The 10622-nt window shown below is 71.8% G+C and carries 9 protein-coding genes; 4 read left to right on the top strand and 5 right to left on the bottom strand.

Annotated features, from left to right (window positions below; translation table 11 throughout):
• Positions 1–68: 68 nt before the first annotated feature.
• Complete coding sequence (locus JL475_RS31725) at positions 69–1478, bottom strand: glutamate decarboxylase (RefSeq protein ID WP_202281509.1); 1410 nt, start codon at positions 1476–1478, stop codon at positions 69–71.
• A 49-nt stretch (positions 1479–1527) separates the two neighbouring features.
• On the bottom strand, positions 1528–2814 hold the full coding sequence (locus JL475_RS31720; RefSeq protein ID WP_202281507.1) for an ion channel protein: 1287 nt from the start codon (positions 2812–2814) through the stop codon (positions 1528–1530).
• Between the two features lie 139 nt (positions 2815–2953).
• Here JL475_RS31720 and JL475_RS31715 point away from each other — a divergent pair, with 139 nt between their 5' ends.
• Entirely contained in the window at positions 2954–3724 is a 771-nt protein-coding gene (locus tag JL475_RS31715; protein ID WP_202281505.1) for a MerR family transcriptional regulator, read from the top strand.
• Between the two features lie 62 nt (positions 3725–3786).
• On the opposite strand, the gene JL475_RS31710 is transcribed toward JL475_RS31715, so the two are convergent.
• Positions 3787–4152, bottom strand: a complete 366-nt coding sequence (locus JL475_RS31710; RefSeq protein WP_202281503.1) for a YbjQ family protein — start codon at positions 4150–4152, stop codon at positions 3787–3789.
• A gap of 137 nt (positions 4153–4289) precedes the next feature.
• Between JL475_RS31710 and JL475_RS31705 the strand changes: the two genes are divergently transcribed.
• Positions 4290–5264 carry a DedA family protein gene (locus tag JL475_RS31705; protein WP_202281501.1) on the top strand — a complete coding sequence of 325 codons (975 nt, stop codon included), beginning with the start codon at positions 4290–4292 and terminating at the stop codon, positions 5262–5264.
• Between the two features lie 59 nt (positions 5265–5323).
• On the opposite strand, the gene JL475_RS31700 is transcribed toward JL475_RS31705, so the two are convergent.
• Together JL475_RS31700 and JL475_RS31695 are read right to left on the bottom strand one after the other, a co-directional pair.
• Positions 5324–7018, bottom strand: coding sequence for a threonine/serine exporter ThrE family protein (locus tag JL475_RS31700; RefSeq protein ID WP_202281499.1), 1695 nt, complete (start codon positions 7016–7018; stop codon positions 5324–5326).
• A gap of 154 nt (positions 7019–7172) precedes the next feature.
• A complete protein-coding gene (locus tag JL475_RS31695) occupies positions 7173–7664 on the bottom strand; it encodes an inorganic diphosphatase (RefSeq protein ID WP_064731883.1) in 492 nt (163 codons plus the stop codon).
• 79 nt (positions 7665–7743) lie between these two features.
• Here JL475_RS31695 and dacB point away from each other — a divergent pair, with 79 nt between their 5' ends.
• A complete protein-coding gene (dacB, locus tag JL475_RS31690) occupies positions 7744–9354 on the top strand; it encodes a D-alanyl-D-alanine carboxypeptidase/D-alanyl-D-alanine-endopeptidase (RefSeq protein ID WP_307825207.1) in 1611 nt (536 codons plus the stop codon).
• Between the two features lie 71 nt (positions 9355–9425).
• Positions 9426–10583: a zinc-dependent metalloprotease gene (locus tag JL475_RS31685; protein WP_202281497.1), complete on the top strand. Its 1158-nt coding sequence runs from the start codon at positions 9426–9428 to the stop codon at positions 10581–10583.
• Positions 10584–10622 lie beyond the last annotated feature (39 nt).

Below are 10622 nucleotides of genomic sequence, written 5' to 3'. Positions count from 1 at the left end.
GTTCTACCAGCTCGGCCGCCCTCGCCGGATGCGGGCATCGGAACCGAGATCACGACCCCGAACAGGCCCTAGTGGTGGAAGCCGGTGGCCGCGCTCCTGTCGTGGGTGAGGGGGTGCGGCTGCCGGCGCAGGTCCGGGAGGATGCGGAGCAGGTCCTGGGCGAACAGGTCGGCGAGGTCCTCGGAGAAGCCGTTGCGGCACACCACCCGCAGCACCGACAGGTCCTGGCGGTGCTGCGGGAAGGTGTACGCGGGCACCAGCCAGCCGTTCTCCCGCATCCGCCGGGACACGTCGAAGACGTCGAACGCCGTCACCTCCGGCGCGGTCGTGAACGCGAACACCGGCAGCTCGTCGCCCCGGGTCAGCAGCCGGAAGTCGCCGAGTGCCCCGATCCGCTCGGCGAGGGAGCGGGCCACGTCCCGCGCGGCCTGCTGCACGGCCCGGTAGCCGTCGCGGCCCAGCCGCAGGAAGGTGTAGTACTGCGCGACGACCTGGGCGCCCGGCCGGGAGAAGTTCAGCGCGAACGTCGGCATGTCGCCGCCCAGGTAGTTCACCCGGAAGACCAGTTCCTCGGGCAGGGCGTCCGCGTCCCGCCAGAGCGCCCAGCCGACGCCCGGGTAGACCAGCCCGTACTTGTGCCCCGAGGTGTTGATCGACGCCACGCGCGGGAGGCGGAAGTCCCACACCAGGTCCTCGTCGAGGAAGGGCGCGATCATCGCGCCGGACGCCCCGTCGACGTGCACCGGGACGTCGAGGCCGGTGCGCTCCCGGAGCTCGTCCAGCGCCGCGCACAGGTCCGCGATCGGCTCGTAGGACCCGTCGAAGGTGGAGCCCAGGACGCCGACGACGCCGATGGTGTTCTCGTCGCACAGTTCGGCGGCGGCCCGCGGGTCGAGGTGGAACCGGTCGCCCTCCATGGGCACCTGCCGGGCCTCCACCTCCCAGAAGGTGCAGAACTTCTCCCAGCAGACCTGGACGTTGACGCCCATGACGAGGTTCGGCCGGGCGTCCTTCGACGGGTACCGGTCGGCGTTGTTCCGCGCCCAGCGGCGCTTGAGCGCCATCCCGGCGAGCATGCACGCCTCGCTCGAACCGGTCGTCGAACAGCCCACGGCGGCCGCCGGGTCGGGCGCGTGCCACAGGTCCGCGAGCATCGACACGCAGCGCCGCTCCAGTTCGGCGGTGCGCGGGTACTCGTCCTTGTCGATCATGTTCTTGTCCCGGCACTCCGCCATCAGGGCGCCGGCCTCCGGCTCCATCCAGGTGGTGACGAAGGTGGCCAGGTTCAGCCGTGCGTTGCCGTCCAGCATCAGCTCGTCGTGCACCAGCTGGTACGCCGTCGAGGGCGCCATCGGCGCGTCGGGCATCCGGTGTTTGGGCGGCGCCTCGGTCATGTCCCCGACGGGGTTGGCCGGGCCCAGGAAGGGGTTGACGGACAAGGGGCGTTCGTCGCGCCGGGGTTCGGTGTGCAGCGGCATGGGTGCCTCCGGAAGTTCGTGCGGTGGTGGTGAGCGGGAAGGGCGGGGGTCATCGGACGGAGGTTCCGTCCGGTCGCAGTTGCATCAGCGGGCGTCCCGTCACCAGCAGCCAGGCCGGGAGCGACGCGATGCACAGGAGGGCGAGGATGCCCGGCGAGACGACCAGGAAGGCGGCGACGAACAGGCTCACCCAGCCCTGACGGGTGACGGCCAGCAGGACCCCCAGCACCCCCGCCGACACGCCGACCGCCGGATGCACACCGGGTACCAGGGCGTGTGCGCACAGCCCGAGCGCGGTGCCGACGAACACGGACGGGAAGACCCGCCCGCCCCGGAACCCGCAGGACGTGGCGACGAGCAGGGCGGCCAGCTTCACCACCGTCATGGTGGCGAACTGGCCGGCCGACCAGCCCCCGGGGTCGGCCGCCAGCTCGGCGACCTCGTCGAGCCCCTTGAACAGCGTCAGGGGTCCGCCCAGGGCCGCCAGCGCGCCCAGCACCACCCCACCGGCCGGAAGCACCAGCAGGGGGTGCCGCAGCCGCCGGAACGCCCCGTGGACGTAGGGGAAGGCGTAGACGGCGCACATGCCGAGCAGCGCGCCCACCGAGGCGACGGTGAGCGACGACAACAGGTCCGCCCAGCCGGGCCGGCCGAACGGCGGCAGGTGCAGGTCGAAACTCGGCTGCGACACCAGGGTGACGGTGAGCGCACCGGCCCCCGCGGCGACCAGCGGCGCGAAGAGACTGTCCCAGAGCTGTCCCTTGATCTGCCGGCCCGCCAGCGCCTCGGAGACGACGAGCGCCGCGGCCACCGGCGTACCGAAGAGCGCGCCGATCGTCGCCGCCTCCGCCAACACCACCCAGCCACGCTCAGGCGCCCGGGGAAACGCCCTGGTGCCCAGCAGGACCGCCAGGGAGACGTTCACGGCGATGATCGGGTTCTCAGGCCCGAGGCTCGGTCCGCCGGCCAGCATCAGGGCGGTGGCCAGCAACAGCCCCGGCAGCACCGCGGGCGGCAGGACGGGGGCGTCGAGGCCGGTGGTCGCCGGATCGGGGCCGGCGTGGCCCGGCACCTTCCACACCACCAGACCGACCGCGATCCCGGTGGCGACGAGCACGGCGAACATCCACGGCACGGAGTACCCGCCGATCCCGAGCGCGTCCGGCAGGTTCTGCCACAGCACGTCCTGGAGCTCCCCGGCCGCCAGGCTCACGCCCACCAGCAGCAGGCTCGCCACCACTCCCACGATCAGCGCGGGCACGACGGACAGCAGCAGGTCGCGTGCCCGGGTCGCCGGGGCCGCGGAGGGTTCCTGCTGCGCGCTGTCCTGGGCCACGCGCACACGATAGACGGACGAAGCGGGCGAATGATGACGAAACGGGCAGAGGGGCTGTGGCGTCAAGGATGGGAAACCGGCTTGCACCTCACGCGGCGTGAGGTCCCAGGGTGGAGTGCGTACCGAGAAGGGAGCGGAAGTGAGCTACTCCGTGGGACAGGTCGCCGGTTTCGCCGGGATCACGGTGCGTGCCCTGCACCACTACGACGGCATCGGCCTGCTCGTCCCGAGCGAGCGCAACCGCGCGGGGCACCGGCGCTACAGCGACGCCGACCTCGACCGGCTGCAGCAGATCCTGTTCTACCGGGAGCTCGGCTTCCCGCTCGAGGAGGTCGCCGCCCTGCTCGACGATCAGGCCACCGGAAAAGCAGACCCCCGCGCGCACCTGCGCCGGCAGCACGACCTGCTGACCGCCCGGATCGAAAGGCTGCGGAAGATGGCGGCGGCCGTGGAGCACGCCATGGAGGCACACGACATGGGCATCGATCTCACGCCCGAGGAGAAGTTCGAGGTGTTCGGGGACTTCGACCCGGACCAGTACGAGGACGAGGTGCGGGAGCGCTGGGGCGACACCGACGCCCACCGGCAGTCCCGGCAGCGGACCGCGTCCTACACCAAGGACGACTGGAAACGCGTCACCGAGGAGTTCGACGCCATCCATCTGCGCATGGCCGACCTGATGTCGGCCGGGGTGCCGGCCGACGCCGAGGAGGCGATGGACACGGCGGAGGAGCACCGACGGTTCATCACGCGCGCGTACTACGACTGCGGGCACGAGATGCACACCTGTCTGGGCGAGACGTACGTCGCCGACCCGCGCTTCACCCGGACGTACGAGAACATCCGGCCCGGTCTGGCGGTCTACCTGCGCGACGCGATCGTCGCGAACGCGGCCCGGCACGGCGGCTGAGCCCGTACCGAGCGGTGCACCGCCCGTCCCTGCCGGGGAGCCGGGTGGTGCACCGCGCGCGGTCACTCCCGGACGAGCACCACCGCGGTGCCGTACGCGCACACCTCGGTGCCCACGTCCGCCGCGTCCGTGACGTCGAAACGGAACGCCAGCACGCCGTTGGCGCCCCGCGCGCGGGCCTGCTCGATCAGGCGCTCCATGGCCTGGTTGCGGGTCTGTACGAGCGTCTTGGTCAGCCCCTTGAGCTCGCCGCCGACCATCGACTTCAGACCGGCGCCGATCTGGCTGCCGATGTGCCGGGACCGTACGGTCAGGCCGAAGACCTCACCGACGACCTCCTGCACCCGGTAGCCCGGGACGTCGTTCGTCGTGACCACCAGGACGTCGGGCCCGGGGCCCTGCCCACCGCCGTACTCTTCGATGCCCATGGCCCCCAGCTTCGCCGGAGAGAGGGCACGGTGCAATCCTGGGTACGCCCCGTGGAACCTGGGCCGGGACGGCTGCGTTGATAAGTTTTGGCAGCCAGCCTCGCCCGTCCCCCTCAAGCAGCAGGAGCCACAATCCCGTGACCACCCTTGCGCTCGGCCCCGAGTGGCTGAGCCCGGACTATCTGATCGAGACCTTCAGCCTGCCCGGCATCCTGCTGATCGTCTTCGCCGAGTCCGGATTCTTCGCGTTCCTGCCCGGTGACTCCCTGCTGTTCACGGCGGGCCTCTTCGTGGCGGAGGGCAGCTACATCAGCCAGCCGCTGTGGCTGGTGTGCACGCTGATCGTGATCGCCGCCGTCCTGGGCGACCAGGTCGGCTACATGATCGGCAAGTTCTTCGGGCCGAAGATCTTCAGCCGCCCCAACTCCAAGCTCTTCAAACAGGAGAACCTGGAGAAGGCCCACGAGTTCATGGAGAAGTACGGCCCCAAGGCGATCGTCCTGGCCCGTTTCGTGCCGATCGTGCGCACCTTCGCCCCCATCACGGCCGGCGCCGGCCGTATGAAGTACCGCACGTTCCTCACGTACAACGTCATCGGTGGCGTCGCCTGGGGCGTGGGCATCACGGTCGCCGGCTACTGGCTGGGCCAGATCTCCTTCATCAAGAACAACGTCGAGTCGATCCTCATCCTGATCGTCTTCCTCTCGGTGGTCCCGATCATCGTCGAGTACCTGCGGGAACGCGGCAAGAAGAAGCGCGCCGCCGTCGAGGCCCCGGCCGCCCCGCAGTACGACCAGTACGACCAGCAGACCCCGTACGACCGGCCGCCGGTCATGGACGACGCCACGACCCAGCTGCGCCGCATCACCCCGGCCGGTCAGCCGCCGCAGCGGGCCCGGCAGCCCCAGCCGCCCTACGGCAACCAGGGCCACCCGCAGCAGCAGCCCCAGCGTTCCCAGCCCCAGCCGCCGTACGGCAACGGCCAGGGCGGTTACGACCCGTACTTCGACCAGCAGCACCCCCAGGGCCGGCAGCACCCCCAGGGCCAGGGGCACCCTCAGGGCCACGGCCCGGACCACAACCAGCAGCAGCCCTACAACCGGGGCTACTGAGCCGCACCGCCGAGCAGTACCGCCGGATGCCCGGGTCCCGAGGACCCGGGCATCCGGCGTCAGAAGCCGCGGGTCCGCTTCGCCGCCCTGCGCTTCTCGGCGGAGCCGATCCGCAGGAACAGCCGGGAGATCTCCGAACCGAGGTTCACCCCGATCGCGATGGCCAGCGCGAGCGCCACGGCCTTCGAGAGGGACACCAGCCCCGCGTCCACCTTGTTCTGAGCGATCGCCAGCAGACCGAAGTACGTGGCGGAACCGGGCAGCAGGGGCCCGATGGCCGCCGTGGTGTAGGGCAGCGCCGAAGCGAACCGGTACCGGGCCAGCAACTGCCCGAACAGCCCCACGAGCCCCGCCGCCACGGCCGTGGAGGCCACCGGTGAGATGTCGCCCACGTAGTACATCGCGCCGTACACCACCCAGGCGACCCCGCCGTTGAGGGTGACCAGCAGCACCGTGGACCGCTCCTGCTGGAGCAGCACCGCGAAGGCCAGCGACAGCCCGAGCGACGCGGCGATCTGCCACAGCGGCCGCTCGGTGAGGACGAGCGCCGCGTCGGGGCTCAGCTGGGCGCCCAGCTGGACCCCGAAGTAGAGCACCACCAGCACGCCGGTCACGATGCCCACGAAGAAGTACAGGACCTCCAGGAGCCGCGCGGAGGCGGTGATGTAGAAGCCGGTCAGACCGTCCTGCACCCCCGCCACGAGGGCCCGTCCGGGCAGCAGGGCGAACAGTCCACCCGTGATCACCGCCGAGGCCTTCACGTCTGCGTGGGCCAGGGTCAGCGCGACACCCATCGCGGCCGGCGGCATCGCGGCCGCCGTGAACTGGTAGAACTCCGGCAGCCCGCGCCCGGCGAACAGCCAGGCCAGCCGGTCGCCGAGCATCGCGCCGCCCGCGGCGGCGACGAACACCAGGAACCCACCGCCCACCAGCATCGAGGCCGAACCCGCCAGCAGCCCGCTCGCCGCGTTCAGCACCCAGACGGGGTAGGGGTGCCGGTTACGGCGTATCTCCGCGAGACGCCGGTAGGACTCCTCCAGGGAGATGTGCGTCTCGTCGTCGCTGAGGTCGTCCACCAGCTGGTACACGGCCGCGAGGCGGGTGTAGTCGGTGCCGCGACGGCGTACCGTGCGCGACGCGGTCACCGGGTCGTCCACCAGGGACGGCTGATGGGAGATCGACAGCAGGGTGAAGGTGACGGTCGGTTCGCAGCGGTCCAGGCCGTAGGAGCGGCAGACGGCGAACATCGCCGCCTCCACGTCCTCCGCGCCCTCGCCGCCCGCCAGCAGCAACTCCCCGATACGCAGCGTCAGGTCGAGTACGCGCGGCACGGCCGGCCCCGTGTCGTCGGGCCGGTGCACCTGCTCCGGCGCCGGCCGCTCGGTCACCGGCATGCGCAGCATCGTGCGCATCCGGTCCTGCCAGGGCACGTCCCGGTGCAGGGCGACGGACGGTACCCCGCTGGGCGGGGTGAACGCCGCCGGCCCCTGCTGGGCGCTGTACGTGCTCGGCGGGTTGAACGCCGACCCCTCCACCTCGGTCGGCTGCGGGACGGTGTCCAGCCCCTCCGGGAGGACGAACTCGGAGGTCGTCTCGGACTCCGTGCCGACCGGCGACAAGTCCAGTCCCTCCGGAACGGCGAACTCCGACGTCGTCGCCGACTCCAGGTCGGCCGGAGTCGTCAGCCCGACGGGAGCGCTGAAGGCACTCCTCGCCTCGTCCGACTGCGGCTTGCGCTCCTCCGTGTCCCTCACCTGCGTTGCGCTCCCTGTACGACGCCGTCCGTGGACCTGCCCTCCCCCATGGGTCCCGGTTACCCGGGCCCCCGGGGCCAGTATGCGCACGGAGACGCGCGACGGGGCGCACGCGTCCGCGTGCGCCCCGTCGCGCGTCTCGTGGGGAGCGGGCTCAGTGGCCGCCCTGCTCCTTGAAGCGCTTGTAGGACCGCTCGATCTCGATCTCGGCGTCGGTCCGGCCGACCCAGTTGGCGCCCTCCACCGACTTGCCCGGCTCCAGGTCCTTGTAGACCTCGAAGAAGTGCTGGATCTCCAGACGGTCGAACTCCGACACGTGGTGGATGTCGCGCAGGTGCTCCACGCGCGGGTCCGTCGACGGGACGCACAGCAGCTTGTCGTCGCCGCCGGCCTCGTCGGTCATCCGGAACATGCCGATCGCGCGGCAGCGGATCAGGCAGCCGGGGAACGTCGGTTCGTCGAGGATGACCAGCGCGTCCAGCGGGTCGCCGTCCTCGCCGAGGGTGTTCTCGACGAAGCCGTAGTCGGTCGGGTAGGCGGTCGAGGTGAAGAGTCGACGGTCCAAGCGGATCCGACCCGTCTCGTGGTCCACCTCGTACTTGTTCCGCGAACCCTTCGGGATCTCGATCGTGACGTCGAACTCCACCGGACGCTCCTCCATGATCAGCACATAGTTCTGGTGATTAAGTGTCCCTCACGCAGGTGTGAGATCGCGAAAGGGGCTGGTGGTCGTGCCAGAGCTGAGGCCTTGGCGGGCCGCGAGACCGCATGTGGTGCGGGTCGCGGACGCCGTACGACCGCGTCTCGCACGGGCCGCGGCGATCGTACGGCCGCGTCTGGCGCGTGTCGCCACGGCAGCCGGGCCGCGGATCGCACGGCCGGTGGCCTGGCCGGGCACCTGGTCGAAGACCTGGCGGTTCACCGTGGTCGCGGCCGCCACCGGGACGGCACTGGCCGCCGGTGCGGTGACCGCCGCGGGTCCCTGGGACTCCACAGGCCAGCGTACGGCCGAGCGGGACCGGGCCGTGGCCCTGGAGGCCGCGCGTGGCACAGATCACGACGGCACCCGCGGCAACGCCGGCACGCCGCCCCGCGGCCCCCGGGCGGCCCCCAGCGCCCCCTCCGTGCTCACCGGTCTCGACGCCGGTGCCACCACCGTACGGCCGGCGCCCGCCGGCAAGGCCCTCGCCGGCGCCCTCACCCCGCTGCTGAAGGCCCCGGAGCTCGGCCGCCACTCCGCCGCCGTGGTCGACGTGTCCACCGGCGGAAAGCTGTACGCCCACGGCTCCGGCGACGCGCTCACCCCCGCCTCCACCACGAAGATCGTCACCGCCGCCGCGGTACTCACCGCGCTGGGCCCCGACCACCGCCTGACCACCCGCACCACCTTCGAACCCGACACGAAAGAGGTCATCCTCGTCGGCGGTGGCGACCCCACCCTCACCGCCCGGGAGAAGAACGACACGGGCTCGGCGAGCCTGCGCGACCTCGCCGAGCAGACCGCCGCCGCCCTGGCCGAACGCGGCGTACGCGAGGTGACCCTGTCCTACGACACCACCCTCTACGCGGGCGGCGACAGGCACCCGATCGGGGTCAACCCCAACCTCGCCGCCGTCACCCCCCTGATGGCCGACGAGGCCCGTGTCGACGACTCCGCGAGCGGCCCCGCGAACCGCGTCGCCGACCCCGCGGCCGACGCCGCGCGGAAGTTCGCCGGGTTCCTGGAGGACCGCGGCATCAAGGCCACGCCGCCCGGCCCGTCGAAGTCCACGACCCGCGCCGGCACCCTCGCCACGGTGTCCTCGCCCCCGCTCGCCACCCTGGTCGAACGGATGCTCACCAACAGCGACAACGACCTCGCCGAGGCCCTCGCCCGCCAGACCGCGATCGCGACCGGCGAACGCGCCGACTTCGCGGGCGCCGCCGCCGCCCTCCGCACCCGGCTCGCCGAACTCCGGGTCCCCCTGGAAGGGGTCGCGCTCAAGGACGGCAGCGGACTCGACCGCGGCAACCGGCTCACCGCCGACCTCCTCACCGCGCTGCTCGTGAAGTCCGGCGACCCCGCCCACCCCGAACTGCGGTCCGTCCTCACCGGCCTGCCCGTCGCGGGTTTCACCGGCACCCTCACCGGCCGCTACGCCGACGGGGCGGCCGGCCTCGTCCGCGCCAAGACGGGCACCCTCACCGGCGTCAACGCCCTGGCGGGCACCGTCGTCGACAAGGAGGGCCGACTGCTCGCCTTCGCCTTCCTGGCGACCGGCACCAGCGGTCCCACGGCGGCCCAGACGGCCCTGGACAAGGCGGCCACGGCCCTGGCGGCGTGCGGCTGCCGGTGACCCGCGGGGCGGCCGGGACGGCAGCCTTCTTCGCCCTGCCCCGCACCGCCGTACTCACGTACCGTTGCAACATGACGAGTTTCGGTGGTGCTGCCTCTTCCGGGATGGTCGACTGGGATCTCGCGGTCGCGACCGCGACCCGGCTCATGCGGCCGGGCCCCGATGTGAGCCGGGACGACGCCAGGGCCGTCGTCTCGGAACTGCGCCGGCACGCGAAGGCGTCCGAGGAGCACGTCCGGGGATTCACCCGGCTGGGCACCGAGGAGATCCACGACACCCCGGTCCTCGTCGTCGACCGTCCGGGCTGGGTGCGGGCCAACGTCGCCGGTTTCCGCGAACTCCTCAAACCGCTGCTCGACAAGATGCAGGAACGGCGCGGCAGTTCCCCCGGAGGGGTGCTCCTCGGCACCGTCGGCGGCAAGGTCACCGGCGTCGAACTGGGCATGCTGCTGTCCTTCCTGGCCTCGCGCGTCCTCGGCCAGTACGAGACCTTCGCCCCCGCCACCCGCGACCTGCCGGCCGGTGGCCCCGCCGACGCCCCGAACGGCGGCGGCCGGCTGCTGCTCGTCGCCCCCAACATCGTCCATGTCGAACGCGAGCTCGACGTGCACCCGCACGACTTCCGGCTGTGGGTGTGCCTGCACGAGGAGACGCACCGCACCCAGTTCTCCGCCGTGCCCTGGCTGCGCGACCACCTGGAGGGCGAGATCCAGTCGTTCCTGGCGGAGACCGACGTCGACCCGATGACCGTTCTGGAGCGCGTCCGCCAGGCCGTCCAGTCCTTCGCCGGAGGCCGCCCCGAGGGCGAGGAGGGCGAGGCGGCCGACGAGGGACGCTCGCTGGTCGAACTCGTGCAGACCCCCGCCCAGCGGGAGATCCTCGGCCGCCTCACGGCGGTGATGTCCCTGCTGGAGGGGCACGCCGACTTCGTGATGGACGGCGTCGGACCCGAGGTCGTGCCGAGCGTCGCCGAGATCCGCGAGAAGTTCCAGCAGCGCCGTGCGAAGGGCGCCTCCCGCCTGGACCTGGCGCTGCGCAAACTGCTCGGCCTGGACGCCAAACTCCGCCAGTACCGCGACGGCGAACGCTTCGTCCGCGCGGTCGTCGACGAGGTGGGCATGGACGGCTTCAACCGGGTGTGGACCTCGCCCAACACCCTCCCCACCAAGGCGGAGATCGCCGAACCGGCGGAATGGATCACGCGCGTGCACCGCAAACCCGAGTCGTGAACCCGGCAGTCGTGACCCCGGCGCGCGGCCGGCGTGAAG

Source organism: Streptomyces sp. M2CJ-2 (assembly GCF_016757295.1).
In the GTDB taxonomy this organism is placed as follows: domain Bacteria; phylum Actinomycetota; class Actinomycetes; order Streptomycetales; family Streptomycetaceae; genus Streptomyces.
This window is presented reverse-complemented; position numbering and strand designations above follow the sequence as displayed.

Bases quoted from the DNA above. Each gene is read 5' to 3' on its own strand.
- JL475_RS31725 (WP_202281509.1), bottom strand. From the start codon at position 1,478: ATGCCGCTGCACACCGAACCCCGGCGCGACGAACGCCCCTTGTCCGTC.
- JL475_RS31710 (WP_202281503.1), bottom strand. From the start codon at position 4,152: ATGGGCATCGAAGAGTACGGCGGTGGGCAGGGCCCCGGGCCCGACGTC.
- JL475_RS31685 (WP_202281497.1), top strand. From the start codon at position 9,426: ATGACGAGTTTCGGTGGTGCTGCCTCTTCCGGGATGGTCGACTGGGAT.